The sequence below is a fragment of the Algicella marina genome (assembly GCF_009931615.1).
Taxonomy (GTDB): Bacteria; Pseudomonadota; Alphaproteobacteria; order Rhodobacterales; family Rhodobacteraceae; genus Algicella; species Algicella marina.
In genome coordinates, this window is sequence record NZ_CP046620.1 from 67,858 (window position 1) to 84,531 (window position 16,674).

Genomic DNA, 16,674 nt, shown 5'->3' on the forward strand with positions numbered 1-16,674 from the left:
GGGCAGCGGGCAATGACGGAGACCCATTTTGCTCAAGGGGCACTGATTTCGGTGTTGACGTCGGAGCCGCTGGACCGATTCCTGGACTACCGTGCGCCGGAAGGCGGCGTGCAACTCGGTTCCTTCGTACGCGTGCCACTGGGGCCGCGCAGGGTGCTGGGAGTCGTCTGGGGGCCGGGAGCGGGCGACTTCGACATTGCCAGAATACGGCCGGTGCATGCAGTGCTTGATGTGCCGCCGATGGCAGAGGCGATGCGCGCCTTCCTGACCCGTGCTGCCGAATATACGCTGACGCCGCTGGAGGCGATGCTGCGGTTGGCGACGCGGGTGCCGGACCTAGGTGCACCACCTGGGATGCGCAAGGTACTGCGTCGTGGCGTGGGCGAGCCGGACAGGCTGACGGACGCGCGGGCGCGGGTATTGGAGGTACTCGAGAGTGGTGGCGTATTCGCTCCGGGAGAGTTGAGTGCGCTGGCCGGGGTCAGCGCATCGGTCATTTCCGGGCTGGAAAAGCAGGGTGTGGTCGACCGGGTGGCGGCACCGCGCGACGCGCCATTCGACATTCTTCAACCTGACCTGCGAGGCAAGGAGTTGAATGAGGATCAGCAACGGGCGGCCACAGCGTTGCGCGAGGCGGTAAGAAGCGGGGCTTACGGGACAACGCTGCTGAAAGGTGTGACCGGTTCGGGCAAGACGGAGGTCTATCTCGAGGCAGTGGCGGAGGCACTGCGGGCAGGGCGACAGGCGCTGGTGCTGTTGCCGGAGATCGCACTGACGGGCGCGTTTCTGGAGCGGGTGGAGGCGCGATTTGGCGCGCGACCGGCGGAATGGCATTCGGGGGTCACGCAGGCCGACCGGCGCCGCTGCTGGCGGGGGGTGACCAGCGGCGAAGCAAGGCTTGTCGTCGGCGCCCGGTCGGCGCTGTTCCTGCCGTTCCGCGATCTTGGGCTGATCGTTGTCGATGAAGAGCATGACACCTCCTACAAGCAGGAAGACGGGGTGCTTTATCATGCCCGGGATATGGCGGTGCTGCGCGCGTCGATGACTTCGGCTGCGGTGGTGCTGGCGTCGGCGACGCCGGCGCTGGAGAGTTGGGCAAACGCGAGAGCGGGAAAATACGCGCGGCTCGATCTGACGGAGCGTTTCGGCGTGGCGGAAATGCCGGAAATGGCGGCGCTGGACCTGCGGTCTGACCGCCCGGAGCCTGGGCGCTGGGTGGCGGAAGGTTTGCGGGCGGCGACGCAGGCGCGGCTGGCGGCAAACGAACAGGTCTTGTGGTTTCTGAATCGTCGCGGCTATGCGCCGGTAACGCAGTGCCGCGCCTGCGGTGAGCAGATCGGTTGTCATGAATGCGATGCGCGGATGGTTGAGCATCGGTTCCGCAAAATCCTGATGTGCCATCAGTGCGGGGCAGAGCGGGCGGTGCCCACGGCCTGCCCGGCCTGTGGCAAGGAAGGGATGATGGCGGCCATCGGGCCCGGCGTTGAGCGGTTGGCCGAGGAAGCGCTTGCGCTGTTTCCAGAGGCACAGGTGGAGATACTGAGTTCCGACCAGACGGAAAGTGCGCGGGCGCTGAAGGCACGGATCGACGCGATTGCCGCGGGCGGTGCCGATATCATCATCGGTACCCAGATCGTTGCCAAAGGGCACAATTTCCCGAACCTGACGCTGGTCGGCGTGATCGACGCTGATCTTGGCCTGCAGGGTGGCGATCTGCGGGCTTCGGAGCGGACGTTCCAACTGGTGCGCCAGGTCGCAGGTCGTGCGGGGCGGGCAGAACGCCGGGGCAGCGCGTTGATTCAGACCTGCGTACCGGATCATCCGGTGATCGCGGCCATCCTTTCCGGTGACGAGGAAGAATTCTGGGCGGCGGAAGCCGCGGCTCGGGAGGCAGCGGGCGTGCCGCCATACGGACGGATGGCAGGTGTCATTGTCAGCGGGCCGGACGAGGCCCGCGTCGTCGACGTGGCGCGGGAACTGGGACGGCGCAGCGACATGTTGCTGGCCGAAGGGGCGCAGGTGTTCGGTCCGGCCGCTGCACAGATTGCCCGGATTCGCGGGAAGTTTCGCTATCGGTTGCTGGTCAAGGCCCCGAAGGGGCGCGTGATCCAGCCAGCACTTTCGAAATGGCGGGCGTCGGTAAAATTGCCGCCGAACGTGCGGGTGGTGCTGGACATCGACCCGCAGAGCTTTTTCTGAATGCGGTGGGTGATCACCATCGCGCTGATTGTCGGGTTCGCCGGGGCGGCCCTGCCGGGACCACAACAGATGGTGCTGCCGGAGGCGTTCGGGTTCGAAGAGGTGGCACCGGCGGTATTCGCGCCGCCGTCAATGACAGATGACGCACGGCGTCGCGCACTGGCGGCGCTGGATGCGGGCGAGACGGTTGTCGAGGCATGGTTCGGCAGGCCGTTCACGCGGCCGATGGTCGTGCTCTGTCCTGGTGACAGTTGCGATGCGGCCTTTGGAGACAACGGCCGGCGCGGTGCAGCATATGGCAGTTTCGCCGTGCGCCTGGGAGACAGCGGCATGACGCCCGTGATCGCGGCGCATGAATTCACCCATACGGAACTCAAGCGCGAGGTCGGACTATTGCGCGTTGCGGCTGGTGCCTTCCCGGCCTGGTTCGACGAGGGATTGGCGGTACTGGTGTCAGGGGACACCCGGTTCGACGCCCCGGTTCCCAAGGCCGTGCTTGCTGATCTGCGTGCGCGCGACGCGTGGTGGCAATGGGATGCGCTGGTGGAGGCGCATGGCTCCCGCGTTGCCTATGCAGGCGCAACGACGCTGGTGGAGGAAATTCTGGACGAAATCGGCCGCACAGGTGTACTCGCAGTGGTGTCCCGGATGGCAGAGGGGGCGGGTTTTGCTGACGCACTGGCTGCCGTACGCGGAGGCTGAGGCGCAGCCGCTGTCATCTCAGCGCTCTGTGAACTTCAACTCGATGCGGCGGTTGCGGGCGCGAGCCTCAGGCGTGTTCGCCGGGTCCACCGGCTGGAACTCGCCAAAGCCGTTGGCGGCAAGGCGATCGGCAGGAATGTCTTCGGAATCGATCAGGTACTTGACCACGGAGAGCGCACGGGCCTGAGACAATTCCCAGTTGTCGGCGAACCGGCTGGAGTTGGTCGGAATGTTGTCGGTATGACCGTCCACACGCAGAATCCAGTTGATCTCTGGTGGAATTTCACCGCGGATCGTGCGGATGACCTCTGCGACTTCGGCGATCTGATTGCGACCCTCGGAACCAAGGAAGGCGGAACCGGGTTCGAAGAGGACTTCGGACGAAAAGATAAAGCGGTCGCCGACGATTTCTACGCCCTCGCGATCGCCAAGGATCTCGCGCACACGGCCGAAGAACTCGGAGCGGTAGTTCTCGAGGTTTCTTGCTTCCTCCTCCAGCCGTTTGCGTTCTGCCTCTTCCAGCGCAGCACGGCGTCTTTCTTCGGAAGCGACCCGTGCGAGAGCCGTGTTGAGGTTGGAACCTAGTGCCTCGATCTGGATCTGCGCGAGTTCGTCCTGTTCGCGGGCCTGATCCAGCAATGCTTGAAGTGAACTTAGCTGACGGTTGAGTTCCCGGGTCTGCTGATTGAGGAGGGCGACCTGACGCTGGCTTTCGGCGGAGATTTCCTTTTCCTGAGATAACAATTCACGCGCCTGTTCGAGGGCAGCATCCTTTTCGGCGACGAGTTCCTCGACGTTTTCATTCTGCGGCTGAGCGGCCTCCAGGCGGCGGCGGGCGGTTTCGACCGCGGCAAGCATCGTGAGGGTTTCCTGGGCGGCCTTGCGTTCCTCCTCCAGCCGCAGTGACATGGCGGTCAGTTCGGCATCGGAGTCTGCCAGTCGCTGGCGCAGCGCCTCGGCTGCGGCGGCTTCCACGAGGCGGGACTGCTCAGCTTCGGAGAGGGCGGACTGGCTTTCGTCGACTTCGGCCTGCAAGTCTTCCGCGTTGCTACGCAAATCGGCAATGAGAGCTTCCATCGCGTCGGCTTCGGCTGCTGCGCGGCGGGCGGCTTCGGCTCCGGCGTCTATCTCTGTGCGCGCGGCAGCGAGGGCGATTTCGAGGGCTTCGGCATCGCTGACGGCCTCCGCCAGTTGGGTGTCGCGCGCCGCGACATCTGCCGTCAGGTCCTCGTTGCGGGCGAGCAGGCTAGCAACCTGTTCTTCGAAGCTCGCAATGCGGGCGGATGCGGCATCACGTTCGTCCGTCAGGGTGGAGATCAGTGCGGCCTGGGCGGCAGCCTGTGCCTCGGCATCGGAAAGTTGGGACGAAAGGCTGCCGACCTGAGTTTCGAGCCGGTCATTACTCTGTTGCTCCAGTCCGAGGGCATCGGCGAGAGTGGCAACCTGGCCCGAGAGGTCATTCAGTTCGTTTTCCTGCACGTCAATGGTTTCGCGTAACACGAACTGCACGATCATGAAGATCGAGAGGACAAACATAAGAACGAGCAACAGGGCCGTCATCGCATCGACGAAGCCGGGCCAGATGTTGGCCTCGAAACGGGAACCTGATCGTCGCGTCAGCGCCATTGATCAGCCTCGCAGCGCCTGACGGATGATATCCGTCAATGCGTTGAGGTCCTGCCGCAACTCGGCGACGCTATCCTGCCGGCCAGCGGCCATTTCTTCGAGAATGCGCAGCATTGTCGTATCCATGTTGCGCAGGCGCATGCGGCTGTCAGGATCGAGGGCTCCGCCCTCTTCTCCCTGTGCTTCCAGCAACTGAGCGATGCGTTCCTGACCGGCGGCGACGCGTTCCAGCGCTGCGCCATCGCTGCCGCCGCCGCCGCGCGGTGCTTCGTTAAGTTGCTGTGCGAGTGCCATCACGGCGTCGGTGAGGCGGGACATCTTGGCATCGCTCTCGATGCGGGATTGTTCCGACTGTACGAGCATGGCCTGAAAACTGGCAAGGTTGCCGGCGGCTTGATCGGCGCCACGACGTCCGGAGACGGCATCGTCGTCACCGGTGAACAGCGAAACCTTGGTGATCGAGGACAGCCATTCCTCCAGTTCGGAATAGAACCGGTTCTGCCCGTGACCGGCGAACAGTTCCAGAAGGCCGACGACCAGCGAACCGGCAAGGCCAAGTAGCGAGGAGCCGAAGGCTGTGCCCATGCCGCCCAGTTGCTTTTCGAGGCCACTCATCAAGTTATCGAAGACGTCGATGGTGTTCTGGCCTTCCTGCGGCGCCAGGGAACGGATGGTTTCGACAACACCGGGAACGGTGATCGCGAGCCCGTAGAAGGTCCCGAGCAGACCGAGGAAGATGAGCAGGTTGATGATGTAGCGGGTGATGTCCCGTGCTTCGTCCAGCCGAGTGCCGACGGAATCGAGGATCGAACGGGTGGACGTGGACGTCAGCGAGCGTCGGGCCTCGTTGTCGCGCAGAAGCGCTGCCAGAGAAGCGAGCAGACGGGGAGAAGCGGAGAATTCATGTCCGGGACGGTCGAGTGCGAAGCCTTCGATCCAGTTTACTGCCGAGGTCAGTGTGAGGACTTGCCAGAAACAGGCGAGGACGCCGACTGCGAAGACGGCAAGAATTACACCGTTGAGATAGGGTGATGCGAGGAAGATCGGCGCGATGGACGAATAGGCGAAGAAACTGCCAACTGCGACCAGGCCGAGGATCGTGACCATGATCAGGATCTGGCGGATCGGCTGGGAGAATTGCGGCTCTTGTTCGCGGTCCATCAGCATGGCGGCTCTCGATCCTCGGATGCACTATTTTAGTGTTTTTTCACACACTACGCAGGGTTATTGCGCATTCCAACACTCAATTGCACCACATTTGGTTGCGACAAGCGAAGGCGTGGATATTGCAACAGATGGCGACACGGGCCATATAAGCAATAACGAATTTGTGAAGGAATTTTCCATGCTTGACGCCTTCTTCGCCCCGGCAGCAGCGCTGCTAGTCTTTGCCCTGATCCTCCTTTACATGATGGTCAAATCTGTCCCGCAGGGCGAGGACTGGACGGTGGAGCGGTTCGGCCGATACACGCGCACGCTCAAGCCCGGGCTGAACTTTCTCATACCGCTGATCGACAAGGTGGGCGCGCGGATCAACATGATGGAGACGGTTCTCGACATCGAGAGTCAGGAAGTCATCACCAAGGATAACGCGATGGTCGTGGCCGATGCCGTCGCTTTCTACCAGGTGGTGGATGCGGCGCGGGCGGCCTACGAAGTAAGAAACCTGGAGCGGGCACTCTCCAACCTTTCGCAGACCAACATCCGCGCGGTCATCGGTTCCATGGACCTCGATGAAAGCCTTTCCAATCGTGATGTCATCAATTCCAAGCTGCTGACAGTGATTGATCAGGCATCGAACCCGTGGGGGGTGAAGGTGACGCGGGTGGAGATCAAGGATCTGGCCCCGCCGATGGATATCACCGAAGCGATGGGCCGCCAGATGAAGGCCGAGCGCGACCGGCGGGCGGAAATCCTGATGGCGGAAGGGCAGAAGCAGTCCGCCATTCTGAAAGCAGAGGGTGAACGCGAGGCCCAGATCCGTGAAGCCGAAGGAAGACGCGAAGCGGCATTTCTCGATGCCGAGGCACGGGAACGGCAGGCCAAGGCCGAAGCCGAAGCGACGCGGATGGTTTCCGAAGCAATCGCAGCAGGCGACGTTCAGGCCGTGAATTACTTCGTGGCGCAGAGGTACACAGAGGCATTGCAGAATGTGGCCGCCTCTCCGAACTCCAAGACGATCATGATTCCGCTGGAGGCTTCCAGCCTGCTCGGATCCATTCAGGGCATCAGCGAATTGGCCAAGGCGGCCAAGAGCGGAGGGTAGGCCATGAACTTGTTTGCGGTTCTGGAAAGTATTTCACCCTGGTGGTGGGTGGCATTCGCCCTCGTCCTTGGGGCACTGGAAATGCTTTCAATGGCGTTTTTCCTGATAGGTCCGGCATTGGCTGCGTTGATCATGTCCGTTCTGCTGGTTCTGATACCGACCATGCCGGGTACGGTTCAGGTGGCTATGTTCGCCGCGATTTCCGTAGCTTTGACGTTTGCTTTTCAGGCCTTGCGGCACCGAATTCAGAACGAGCAACCTGAACACGGACTGAATGACCGTTCCGCCCGGATGGTCGGGCGGACGGGAACAATTATTTCCTTTTCCCACGGGCACGGTACGGTCGAGATCGACGGCGTGCATTGGCAGGCAAAGGCCGACCCGGCAGCAATCGGGATGAAGGCCGGAGCCGCTGTTGAAGTTTCGGCAACGCAAGGTAGCACGTTGCAAGTCGTGCGTCTGATGCCGGAGGAACAGGCCTCCGCCTGACACTGCCGTTCAATTTTCGAATGCTGTTAACCCTGTGTGAACCTGCGAAGGGTACCTGCTGACGCGAAGGCTTCGGAGGCGGGTATGCGTGCATTTTCTGTGGCAATCATGCTGTTTCTGGCTGCCGTGGTTCCGGCAGCCTCTGACGACGCCTGCCCGGCGCATGTCGTCGAACCCGGTGACACGTTGGGCAATGTGGCGCTCCGCTACTACGGCACGCGCGCGCAGGTGAAGCTGCTTCACGATCGCAATCGAAACATCATCGGCCCGGACCTGAACCGGATCTCGCCCGGGCAGAGGCTATTGCTGCCCTGTGATGACGATTCCGGGCTGCTGTCGGATGCGGCAGACATCGACGCTGTAGAAAAGCCTGACCCTGCTGCAGCTTCGAGCGGGGAACATGTGGTTTCCGCTTCTTTCGATGATGCTGCCGGGACTGGAGCCGCAGTTGGGGAAACTGAAGAGCAGGTGCAGGACGAGGCGCCGAGCAACGTGCTCACAATTCTCGCTGGAGGGCCGTTTCCACCGTTTGCGGGTGAAGACTTGCCGGGCGGCGGCATGATTGTGGAATTGCTGGAAATGGTGCTGCAGGTATCCGGCGAAACAGATTACACGCTGGGCTTCGTCAATGACCGGGACGCAGCACTTGACTTCGTATTGCCGAAAGGTGGTTTCGGACTGGCCTTGCCGTGGGTCTTTCCCGACTGCGGTGCTGAAGTGCTGGAGGCGCGAGACGCATCACTGTGCAAAGAATTTGTGGCTTCTGACGGGTTCTATGAATTTGTCACGGAATTCTATGCGCGTGCGGACAGCGAATTTTCCTCCGTGGTGCTGCCGGGCGGGTTGACCGACACACGCCTCTGCCGGCCACAAGGACATCCGCTGAAGGACCTTGTGGCATCAGGCCTCTTGCCCGGGCGTCTGACATTGGTACAGGCAGCCGATCCGGAGGCCTGCCTTCGGGCTCTGGATGCCGGCGAGGTGGACGTTGCTTCCATGGATGCGGCGGTGACAAGGGCGCTCGTGGATCGTATCGAAATCCGCAATCCGATCGTCGTTCTGGAGAACCTTACCGTTGTCGACCGGCTGCGCGTGCTGGCTTTGCGGGGCGACCCGGAGTCGGACGAGCGAATGACGCGGATCAATGCCGGCCTGCAGGTTCTCAGTGAAGATGGACGCTGGTTCGGGATCGTCAGCCGACATTTGCGGGGAGACCGCGCAAAGGTGAATTGAACCCGTCAGGTGGTACGCCCGATTTCATCCGCCAGCCAGTTCAATTCGGCATCCTTGAGCCCCAGGCGGGAAAGACTCTGGACCGTGTTCAGAAGGTAGTCACGGTTGCTGCCGGCAGGGCCAGCTGCGCGGGCGATGATTTCTGCCTGATCGGCGAGGGTCAGGTGGCCGCGATATTGGTCGTGCTCGCGGTCCATAACATAGCACAGCGCCTGCACCTCCCGGCCATCGGCAAGTTCCAGCGTCTCCACCGACTCCTTGTAGGCAGAGGATACGAGTTCCCGCTCACGCAGATAGGCCAGCACTTCCTCGGCTGTTGCGGCCGGTACGTGATATGCGAGTCCCTCACAGGTGCCGCTGTCCTGCCGGTCCAGCGCCAAGACGAGGCCGGGATCCTCTGGCGTACCGCGGTAGACGATTGAGGCCATGCAAAAGGACCGATGGTAGCCTGACAGGGTAGCGAGGACGGATTCGTCCGGTTCGAAACCCGGGTTCCAGATAAGGGAGCCGTAGCCGAAAACCCAGAAGCCATCCGCCAAATCCATCGCTTTCCCTTTCTTTCCTGCACGAAACCCATATCTTGCGCGCAACGTGAACCCAAGCCCCGAAGGGACCGCTTCATGCGCAAACTGTTCTTCCTCGTGATCCTGCTGGCCGCCGGCTGGGCCGCCTACTGGTTCGTGGGGTCAACAGCCCAGAGGGCGGCGCTGGAGAGTTGGTTCGCGCAGCAGCGGCAGGCTGGATGGGTGGCGGAGTACGAGGATTTGAGCGTCGCAGGGTTCCCCAACCGCTTCGACAGCCGGTTTACCGGCCTCGATCTGGCCGACCCGGGCACCGGCTGGGCGTGGGAAGCACCGCATTTCAACATTCTGGCATTGAGCTACCAGCCCAACAAGGTCATCACGGTTTTTCCGCCCGAGCAGGTCGTGCGGACACCCGTCGAGACTCTGACTGTGGTCAGCCAGGATCTGCGGGCCAGCGTGCATCTGGAACCCAACACGCTGCTGGGATTGAAAGAGGCGATACTGGCGATAGACGGTCTTGGCATAACGTCCGATTCCGGCTGGGCAACCGCCATCAGCAGCGGCCAGTTGTCGGTGCGGCGAAGCCCGGAGGGCAATGCGCCGGATTTCAGCTATGATGTCGCGCTCGATGCCGCCGATTTCCGCCTGCCGGAGCCGCTGCGCAAGGCCATCGACCCGGCGGGCCTTTACCCCGTAGCTGTGACGCCCATCTACCTGCGTATGACGCCCGTCTATGACGCGCCGTGGGACAGACTGGCGGCGGAGGGAGCGACGCCGGCACTGACGGCACTCAATATCCAGAACCTTTCCGTGACATGGGGCGAGTTGGAGATGCAGATGCGCGGCAGCCTCGACATCGACACACTTGGGCGCCCGGAAGGTTCGCTGAACCTTGTGGCGCGAAACTGGCCGGACATGCTGCAACTGGCGGTGACGGCCGACCTGATCAGTGCTGATCTGTCGCGGACGCTTGAGAGGGGGCTCTCGATTCTGGCGCAGACAACAGGTGAAACAAGTACACTGGACCTTCCGTTGCGCTTTGAAGGCGGCTTCGTGAAGCTGGGTCCGGTGCCTATCGGCCGGGCGCCGGTACTTGTCTACAGGCCCTGAGGGCTTTCAGCGAAGATGTCTGTCCACCGGCGGCTTGCGGCGGAGTGCCCGCTCCCGCGCGAAGGTGAAGAGACCAGTGCCGACGATGATCGCCGATCCGATGAGAGTGAAGGCGTCGGGGCGCTCTCCGAAGACGAAAATGCCTAGCAGCAGTGCCCAGACGAGAACGGAATAACGGAACGGCGAAACAAAGCCGACTTCGCCGGTGCGCATTGCCTGAATGCCGAAGATGTAGCCTGTCGTTAGTGCCAAAGCCGATCCCGCCAAGCCTAGGGCCGCGCCGGGAGTAGGTAAGCTGGATTCGACGAACAGCATGGCAATGCCCGCGGCAATCGTCAGCATAATCGAGGCAAAGAAGGCGATGAAGAACGTGGGGGCCGCGGCGGTAAATGTTCGCGTCGCCAGATCACGCAGCGTGACGGCAAAAACGGCGACGAGCGCCAGCAGCGCGTAGCCGGTGAAGCCATCGGTTCCGGGGCGGATGATCAGAAGGACTCCGCAAAAACCGATGACCGCTGCAAGATAGCGTCGCCAACCGGTCGGCTCTCCCAGAAATAGGGCCGCACCGAGGGTGACGACAAGCGGTAGCGACTGCATGATTGCCGTCGCATTGGCGAGGGGCATGTGCAGAAGCGCGGTGAGAAATAGGAACGTGCCGACGATCTCTCCTGATGCGCGCAATACGAGTGCCAGCCGGTCGCCGCCCTGCGGTCTCCATGTAAGAACGCCCTGGCGTGCCGCCAGTACGCCTATCAATAGAGAGGCGATGACGCCACGCCAGAAGATCGCCGCGAACAGCCCGATATCAGGCGCGAAAGCCTTGATCAGTGCGTCGTTGAAACAGAAACCTGCCATCGAGAACACCATGAAAGTGGCGCCGCGCAGGTTGTTTGTATCGGAGGATTCGGTGGCAGCAGACATGGCCATCGCTGTATGCCCGCCGGGTGATAAATGAAAGACGCATTCCAGGAATATTTTTAAACGTCAGTCAGTTCGTCAGTGCTCAGGCGGCCACGGACGTGAATGGTCGGCAGCGATCCACGACTGAACCCAGTCCGGCAGAGGCCTGTTCCAACCCGGCTGGCCGAGGGCTGTGGTCAGTTCGGTGGGAGGAACAATACCAGATTTGCCCACGAGGGCCGCGCGGCCGAGCGAGGAACTGGTTGTCTCACCGCCGCGTCTGAAACTCTGGAGTGAATAAACGAAGCGATCATCGTGGCCGAGGAATGTTGTGTGCAGTTCCAGCCTATCCCAGAGAACTACCCTACGGCGGTAACGGACGGAGACACCGGCCATTGTGAAACCCCAACCGTGCTTCTTGAGCGCGGAAATGATTCCGGTGCGGATGGCGAGACCGGTACGGCCGAGATCCATCAGCGTGAGGGTCCTGCCGTTGTTGAGTTCCATGAAGTAGTCGAGGTCCCACGGCAAGCAGGTGACGCGTGTGACATGGGTGCCGTCAAGCGGCAGGGGTGGTGCCTTGCGGGCCGCGCGCATTTCGAGGGCAGTACGGATGATTGGATACATAACGCCAGTTTCCTTTGACGTCAGCTTCCTGTGTGGATGGCAGAGTGCAAGAGTGGCCGTGGCGTCAACCAACTGGCAAAGCTGCCTCTTGCGAGGACGGACACGGCGGATTAGGTGTTTCCGGCAAGCTATCCGGGAGAATGCCGTGGGCTCTTTGATGCAAATTCTGCTGCTCGTTCTTGATGTGGTCTGGTTCTTCGTGCTGGCTCAAGTGATCATGAGTTGGCTGGTACAGTTCGAGGTGCTGAACCTGCGGCAACCGATCGTCTACCAGATCTGGTCCGGCTTGCAGCGGATCCTAGAGCCCATCTATGCTCCGATCCGCCGGATTCTTCCGCCGATGGGGGGGCTGGATTTCACGCCTCTGGTGGTGATCCTCGTCATCGCGGCGCTGCGGATCATTATTCGCAACAACATATACGCCTTCTGATCAACCGAGCGTGACCGTTCCCCGTGTGGGGCTCTCAACGGAAATGGTAAGGGCCGGTATCGTGCTCTCAGTGATCCGCGTCGGTAGGTGATCGGCGCCGATGCGAGCGAGAGCCTGCGGCAGGCTGGGCGGACCTGCAAGAGTGAATGCGGTGAGGGCAATGCCCTGATCGGGCAGAGATTGCGCCGGAGAGGTGATGCCTTCGGGCCATTCGATCAGTGCAGGGAAAGTTCCACCCATGGGAGGAACCCCGTCGTCTGGCACGGTAAGATGCCAGTGGAGGCTGTCGCGGGTGAAATAGAGGGCTGGACCGGCTTCGGGCGCGGCCGCCCGACTGGCATCCATGTTGTCGGTGGCGGCGACCCAGGTGACCATTTGGGGCGTGACGGCGGTCCGCTCCCGGATGGAGGCCTCGTCAAGGCCGAACCAGCGCGGGCGATCCGGTCCGGGCGCCGATGTGTCTATGGCGATGACTTCGAGATAGGCGTCGCCAACGCGCCAGAGTGCATTGTGCGTGCCCATCCGCGCGTGTTTTCCAGCCCCAACGGGCGGCAGACCGAGCGCATCTTCCATCCATGCACGGCCCTGTTCCAGTTCCCCGCAGGCGAAAACGAAGTGATCGATTTTGAGCATTTCCAGCCTCCCTGTTCTGGTCTGATTTTATCCGGAGGCTGGAGAAATGAACATTGCATACATTGTTTTATTTCCGTCACTTATGGCGGATAAGCCGGTGAAGCTGTTTGATGCGGGGGGGCAAATGTGAGCGAAGAGGTGGGGCTGCGTTCCGCATTGTCGGTCTACCTGAGGATCGGTTTGCTGTCTTTCGGGGGGCCTGCAGGGCAGATCGCGCTGATGCAGGAAGAGATCGTCGAGCGGAAGGGCTGGGTTTCGCCGGAAGGCTTCCAGCGCGGGCTGAATGTGGCGATGTTGCTGCCGGGGCCGGAGGCGCAGCAACTGGCGACTTGGCTGGGTTGGCGATTGCACGGCGTGGTCGGCGGCCTGGCGGCAGGGCTGGCTTTCATTGTACCGGGTGCAATTTTGATGATCCTCCTCGCCTGGATCGCTGCGCGGTTCGGGGACGTGCCATTTGTGGCGGCGATATTCTACGGCATTCAGCCGGCGGTACTGGTGTTGGTGCTACGGGCGCTGTGGGCTGTGGCCAATCGCGCACTGACGGGGCCGTTTCACTGGGCTCTGGCGGGCGCTGCGTTCCTCGGGCTGTGGGCGTTCGGCTTGCCGTTTCCGCTGATCGTGGCTCTGGCGGCACTGGCTGGCTGGATGATGCCGCATGAAGACAGCGGGCCCGAAGGCATGACAGCGCCCGTGGACCGAGGCTATCTGATGCGGATCGTCGGAGGATTTTCGGCTGTTATCCTGTTGGTTTTTCTGGGGTTTCGGTTTGTCTTCGGGCCCGAGCCGCTGGACGGTGTGGCGACGCTGTTTACTTCCGCCGCATTTGTATCCTTCGGCGGCGCATACGCGCTGCTGCCCTATGTGGCCGAGCGCGCAGTGGAAACCTATGGATGGCTGACGGCTGCGGAAATGCTGAATGGGCTTGCGATTGCAGAGGCGACGCCGGGGCCGCTGATCCTCGTCAATGTCTATGCCGGGTTCTTTGCCGGGTACGATATGGGGCTGGGAGTGTTGACGGCTTCGCTGGCCTGTTTCTACACGTTCGCGCCGAGTTTCATGCTGATCCTTGCGGTCGCGCCCTATGTGGAGGTGCTGCAGAAGGCCGCGGGAATGCGGCGGGCGCTGGTTGGTGTTTCGGCCGCAGTTGTCGGCGTGATCCTGAATCTGACAGTCTATCTGGGGCAGGCGGCGTTTCTGCCCGCCGGCTGGGGGGCTCCGGAATGGCCGAAGATCCTGCTATTTGCCGGTTTTGTATTGCTGGCGTTCTGGCGCAAAATTCCGATCCTCTGGTTGATCGGCTTGGGCGTGGCGTCAGGGCTGTTGCTGGAGTTGACGAGCACAATATGAACGGGAAACGTTAAAATACCGTTCAATTGCTTTGTGGACAGCATATGAACGCTGCCTCAACTGCCGTGGTTGCGCGCTTCGTCACCCCAAAGTTGCTCTACCCGGTCATCGCGGCGGCAACCCTGTCGATAGGTTTTGTAGCGTAGCGGACTCTTGAGGTAGAAGTCCTGATGGTAGTCCTCCGCCGGATAGAACGTTGTAATCTCTGCTATTTCGGTCACGACCTGTTGGCCAAGGGCAGCCTCCGCCTCAGCGCGGGAAGCTTCGGCGATCGCTCTCTGGGCCGGGTCGGTGATGAAAACTGCCGTGCGGTAGCTATCGCCACGATCGCAGAACTGGCCACCGGCGTCGGTGGGATCGACCGTTCGCCAGAAGACGTGTAGCAGATCCTCGTAGGATATGATGTCGGCATCGTAAGTGATTTCAACAGCTTCGGCATGACCGGTGCCCCCCTGAACAACCTGCTTGTAACTGGGGTTCTCGACCGTGCCACCGGCGTAGCCGGAGATTGTTTCGGTTACGCCTTCGACTGCGTCGAAATCGCTTTCCACGCACCAGAAACATCCACCTGCGACGACGGCCTTCTGAAGGTCTTCGGCCTTGGCCGCGGAGGTGAGGGTGAGCAGGGCAAGGGCAGTGAGGGCGGTGGTGCGCATGTGGGCTCCTGTTGCGGCGGTTGATGGCAGGTTGGTTCCCAGTCCGGGCCATTGCAAGGCCAGCACACAGGCTTCACGCAGTTGTCAGAGGTGCGGAGGACGGGGCGTGTTAGGCTCCACGCACTGGCAAAGGGGGCAAGCTGATGAAACGATTGATATTTCTTGTGCTGACTTTTTGTGCGGGACCCGCACTTTCGGGGCCGCTGACGGAGCGGGACGGCTGGGAGATAATGCCTACTGGCAAGGGGTTTGATGCGTTGGTGGAGGATGTGCTGGCGGCGGTTGAGGGGAACGGGATGGGGGTTGTTACCCAGGCCGGGCCTACGGGCGCGGCGAAGGCGCGAGGTGTCGATATACCAGGAAATCGAGTGATCGGGGTGTTCAACAACATTGTGGCGGTAGAGGTGCTGGGCTTGAGTACGGCAGCGATGATCGAGGCGCCGATCCGTCTGTATGTTACTGAAAATGAAGATGAAACCGCGACATTGAGTTACAAGACGCCGAGCCTGGTGCTGGCACCCTATTTCGAGGAAGGCGGGGCGAGGCTGGAGGAGATCGCGGGAGAACTCGACACGGTTTTTGACGAGATCGCGGCGGACGCGACAGAGTGAAATCTGCCCTCCTGTGAAAGCCGGGTTTGGTATGGGTTTGGTATGGAAACCGTATTGCGAGTGTTTCGCTCAGGCATGAAAGCGCAGCACTGACCGGGAACCCGACCACCGGTGCCTCCGTTGGGCCACTGATGGCCGCGTGAACGGAAAAGGGGCGATATGGCAGAAAAGAACGAAACCAAAGGCATGGCCGGTTACGGCCGTTTTGCGGCGATGATCATCACGTCGACCGTGGTGATGTACGGGCTGATGTACCTGAACACCTATGCGCTGGATCACGTATTCTTTTCGCAGACGCGATTGTGGATGGCGCTGTACATGGGATCGGTGATGACGATCATCATGCTTGCATTCATGCTGAACATGTACGGAAACCGGCGGGTAAATGTGGCGATCTTCGGCGGGGTTGCCATCGCCTTCGTGATCTTCCTCACACTGGTGCGTAGTCAGGCGACGGTGGGAGACCTGGCATGGATGAAGGCGATGATCCCACACCATTCGATCGCGGTGCTGACGAGCGAGCGTGCCGAATTGTCGGACCCGAGAGTAAGAGCTCTCGCCGATGCCATCCTGGAGACACAGCTTCAGGAAATCGACGAGATGAAACGCTATATAGCCGACATCGAGGCCAATGGCGACGCACCGCCGGGAACGCCGCGCGACACGAGCGACTGAACGGGGGTGACGCCACCTGATTTTGCTGGTTTGATGACCTGATCGATCAGGAGACGGCATGACAGGAATCGGACACAACAAGGGCCCTTCGCTGGAGCCCGGAGCGGGCTGGCGGCGGTATGCCTGGAAACGGGCGCGGCAATCGCTGATGAAGGAGGCGGTGCCGCTGGAAATCGTGAGGCTGCGAATGCGGCGGGCGAAGGAGCTTGGTCTGGCCTACCCGCAGTATGCGTCGATCCTGCGTGGCACTGGCCGTGATGTAACGGCGTTCCTGTTTACCTGTGACGGACTTGGCCTGCGCCTGCGGCGGCGGTTGGAGATGCCACAGCCTGTGCGGGACAAACTGGGCGGGTTGATCCGTACCGATCTGCTGGCGCTGGCGCCGGAGGGCGAAGTGCCGGAGGAGTTTCGCGCAGAGCTGGAAGACGTTTCCGGCCTGCGGTTCGCGGCGGCCGGAGTGGCGGCGCCAACAGGTTGGCGGGCGAGCGCAGAGGCGGTTCGCTCCGTCCTTGGGCCGCTGAAACTTGCCGGCGATGCCGTGGTGCTGATCGGTGAGAACGAGGCTGCCGGATTGGTGGTTGCCGGAAAGCTGGCCGGTCACCTGCAGCGAGAGGCGTATTTCGGCGAGACCTGAAGGCGTGCGCCT

Annotated in this window: 18 protein-coding genes; 11 read left to right on the forward strand and 7 right to left on the reverse strand. The window is 61.6% G+C overall.

What is annotated here, in order from left to right:
* Positions 1–12 precede the first annotated feature (12 nt).
* The gene (locus GO499_RS00355; RefSeq protein WP_161860313.1) at positions 13–2,199 is read left to right on the forward strand and encodes a primosomal protein N'; all 2,187 of its coding nucleotides are present in this window, start codon (positions 13–15) and stop codon (positions 2,197–2,199) included.
* Complete coding sequence (locus GO499_RS00360; RefSeq protein WP_161860314.1) at positions 2,200–2,901, forward strand: hypothetical protein; 702 nt, start codon at positions 2,200–2,202, stop codon at positions 2,899–2,901.
* 18 nt (positions 2,902–2,919) lie between these two features.
* Here GO499_RS00360 and GO499_RS00365 read toward each other — a convergent pair whose 3' ends face one another.
* Positions 2,920–4,527, reverse strand: coding sequence for a peptidoglycan -binding protein (locus GO499_RS00365; protein WP_161860315.1), 1,608 nt, complete (start codon positions 4,525–4,527; stop codon positions 2,920–2,922).
* A 3-nt stretch (positions 4,528–4,530) separates the two neighbouring features.
* Positions 4,531–5,688, reverse strand: coding sequence for a biopolymer transporter ExbB (locus tag GO499_RS00370; protein WP_161860316.1), 1,158 nt, complete (start codon positions 5,686–5,688; stop codon positions 4,531–4,533).
* 184 nt (positions 5,689–5,872) lie between these two features.
* Here GO499_RS00370 and GO499_RS00375 point away from each other — a divergent pair, with 184 nt between their 5' ends.
* The 3 genes from GO499_RS00375 (at position 5,873) to GO499_RS00385 (ending at position 8,515) form a co-directional block, all read left to right on the forward strand.
* A complete protein-coding gene (locus GO499_RS00375) occupies positions 5,873–6,793 on the forward strand; it encodes an SPFH domain-containing protein (protein WP_161860317.1) in 921 nt (306 codons plus the stop codon).
* Positions 6,794–6,796: 3 nt separating this feature from the next.
* Positions 6,797–7,282, forward strand: a complete 486-nt coding sequence (locus tag GO499_RS00380) for an NfeD family protein (protein WP_161860318.1) — start codon at positions 6,797–6,799, stop codon at positions 7,280–7,282.
* Between the two features lie 84 nt (positions 7,283–7,366).
* Positions 7,367–8,515: a LysM peptidoglycan-binding domain-containing protein gene (locus GO499_RS00385; RefSeq protein ID WP_161860319.1), complete on the forward strand. Its 1,149-nt coding sequence runs from the start codon at positions 7,367–7,369 to the stop codon at positions 8,513–8,515.
* A 5-nt stretch (positions 8,516–8,520) separates the two neighbouring features.
* On the opposite strand, the gene GO499_RS00390 is transcribed toward GO499_RS00385, so the two are convergent.
* Complete coding sequence (locus tag GO499_RS00390) at positions 8,521–9,060, reverse strand: gamma-glutamylcyclotransferase (protein ID WP_161860320.1); 540 nt, start codon at positions 9,058–9,060, stop codon at positions 8,521–8,523.
* A gap of 75 nt (positions 9,061–9,135) precedes the next feature.
* On the opposite strand from GO499_RS00390, the gene GO499_RS00395 reads away from it, so the two are divergent.
* Positions 9,136–10,149: a DUF2125 domain-containing protein gene (locus GO499_RS00395; protein ID WP_161860321.1), complete on the forward strand. Its 1,014-nt coding sequence runs from the start codon at positions 9,136–9,138 to the stop codon at positions 10,147–10,149.
* 6 nt (positions 10,150–10,155) lie between these two features.
* Here the strand turns inward: GO499_RS00395 and GO499_RS00400 are convergent, their stop codons facing one another.
* Both GO499_RS00400 and GO499_RS00405 read right to left on the reverse strand, forming a co-directional pair.
* Positions 10,156–11,076, reverse strand: coding sequence for a DMT family transporter (locus GO499_RS00400; RefSeq protein WP_161860322.1), 921 nt, complete (start codon positions 11,074–11,076; stop codon positions 10,156–10,158).
* Between the two features lie 69 nt (positions 11,077–11,145).
* On the reverse strand, positions 11,146–11,676 hold the full coding sequence (locus tag GO499_RS00405; RefSeq protein WP_161860323.1) for an acyl-CoA thioesterase: 531 nt from the start codon (positions 11,674–11,676) through the stop codon (positions 11,146–11,148).
* A gap of 145 nt (positions 11,677–11,821) precedes the next feature.
* Here GO499_RS00405 and GO499_RS00410 point away from each other — a divergent pair, with 145 nt between their 5' ends.
* Positions 11,822–12,106, forward strand: a complete 285-nt coding sequence (locus tag GO499_RS00410) for a YggT family protein (RefSeq protein ID WP_161860324.1) — start codon at positions 11,822–11,824, stop codon at positions 12,104–12,106.
* Here GO499_RS00410 and GO499_RS00415 read toward each other — a convergent pair whose 3' ends face one another.
* Entirely contained in the window at positions 12,107–12,739 is a 633-nt protein-coding gene (locus GO499_RS00415) for a VOC family protein (protein ID WP_161860325.1), read from the reverse strand. It abuts the gene before it with no gap.
* A gap of 126 nt (positions 12,740–12,865) precedes the next feature.
* On the opposite strand from GO499_RS00415, the gene chrA reads away from it, so the two are divergent.
* The gene (gene chrA, locus GO499_RS00420; RefSeq protein WP_161860326.1) at positions 12,866–14,086 is read left to right on the forward strand and encodes a chromate efflux transporter; all 1,221 of its coding nucleotides are present in this window, start codon (positions 12,866–12,868) and stop codon (positions 14,084–14,086) included.
* A gap of 56 nt (positions 14,087–14,142) precedes the next feature.
* On the opposite strand, the gene msrA is transcribed toward chrA, so the two are convergent.
* Positions 14,143–14,742, reverse strand: coding sequence for a peptide-methionine (S)-S-oxide reductase MsrA (msrA, locus tag GO499_RS00425; protein WP_161860327.1), 600 nt, complete (start codon positions 14,740–14,742; stop codon positions 14,143–14,145).
* A gap of 143 nt (positions 14,743–14,885) precedes the next feature.
* Between msrA and GO499_RS00430 the strand changes: the two genes are divergently transcribed.
* The 3 genes from GO499_RS00430 to GO499_RS00440 all read left to right on the forward strand — a co-directional run bounded on the left by GO499_RS00430 (position 14,886) and on the right by GO499_RS00440 (position 16,662).
* Positions 14,886–15,353, forward strand: coding sequence for a DUF302 domain-containing protein (locus GO499_RS00430; RefSeq protein ID WP_161860328.1), 468 nt, complete (start codon positions 14,886–14,888; stop codon positions 15,351–15,353).
* Between the two features lie 159 nt (positions 15,354–15,512).
* Positions 15,513–16,028 carry a DUF305 domain-containing protein gene (locus tag GO499_RS00435; protein WP_284154832.1) on the forward strand — a complete coding sequence of 172 codons (516 nt, stop codon included), beginning with the start codon at positions 15,513–15,515 and terminating at the stop codon, positions 16,026–16,028.
* A gap of 58 nt (positions 16,029–16,086) precedes the next feature.
* A complete protein-coding gene (locus GO499_RS00440) occupies positions 16,087–16,662 on the forward strand; it encodes a hypothetical protein (RefSeq protein WP_161860329.1) in 576 nt (191 codons plus the stop codon).
* The last annotated feature ends 12 nt before the right edge of the window (positions 16,663–16,674 follow it).

Bases quoted from the DNA above. Each gene is read 5' to 3' on its own strand.
- GO499_RS00375 (WP_161860317.1), top strand. From the start codon at position 5,873: ATGCTTGACGCCTTCTTCGCCCCGGCAGCAGCGCTGCTAGTCTTTGCC.
- GO499_RS00440 (WP_161860329.1), top strand. From the start codon at position 16,087: ATGACAGGAATCGGACACAACAAGGGCCCTTCGCTGGAGCCCGGAGCG.
- GO499_RS00355 (WP_161860313.1), top strand. From the start codon at position 13: ATGACGGAGACCCATTTTGCTCAAGGGGCACTGATTTCGGTGTTGACG.
- GO499_RS00380 (WP_161860318.1), top strand. From the start codon at position 6,797: ATGAACTTGTTTGCGGTTCTGGAAAGTATTTCACCCTGGTGGTGGGTG.
- GO499_RS00390 (WP_161860320.1), bottom strand. From the start codon at position 9,060: ATGGATTTGGCGGATGGCTTCTGGGTTTTCGGCTACGGCTCCCTTATC.
- GO499_RS00395 (WP_161860321.1), top strand. From the start codon at position 9,136: ATGCGCAAACTGTTCTTCCTCGTGATCCTGCTGGCCGCCGGCTGGGCC.
- GO499_RS00360 (WP_161860314.1), top strand. From the start codon at position 2,200: ATGCGGTGGGTGATCACCATCGCGCTGATTGTCGGGTTCGCCGGGGCG.
- GO499_RS00405 (WP_161860323.1), bottom strand. From the start codon at position 11,676: ATGTATCCAATCATCCGTACTGCCCTCGAAATGCGCGCGGCCCGCAAG.
- GO499_RS00430 (WP_161860328.1), top strand. From the start codon at position 14,886: ATGAAACGATTGATATTTCTTGTGCTGACTTTTTGTGCGGGACCCGCA.
- GO499_RS00385 (WP_161860319.1), top strand. From the start codon at position 7,367: ATGCGTGCATTTTCTGTGGCAATCATGCTGTTTCTGGCTGCCGTGGTT.
- GO499_RS00400 (WP_161860322.1), bottom strand. From the start codon at position 11,076: ATGGCCATGTCTGCTGCCACCGAATCCTCCGATACAAACAACCTGCGC.
- GO499_RS00370 (WP_161860316.1), bottom strand. From the start codon at position 5,688: ATGGACCGCGAACAAGAGCCGCAATTCTCCCAGCCGATCCGCCAGATC.
- GO499_RS00435 (WP_284154832.1), top strand. From the start codon at position 15,513: ATGGCAGAAAAGAACGAAACCAAAGGCATGGCCGGTTACGGCCGTTTT.
- GO499_RS00365 (WP_161860315.1), bottom strand. From the start codon at position 4,527: ATGGCGCTGACGCGACGATCAGGTTCCCGTTTCGAGGCCAACATCTGG.
- GO499_RS00415 (WP_161860325.1), bottom strand. From the start codon at position 12,739: ATGCTCAAAATCGATCACTTCGTTTTCGCCTGCGGGGAACTGGAACAG.
- msrA (WP_161860327.1), bottom strand. From the start codon at position 14,742: ATGCGCACCACCGCCCTCACTGCCCTTGCCCTGCTCACCCTCACCTCC.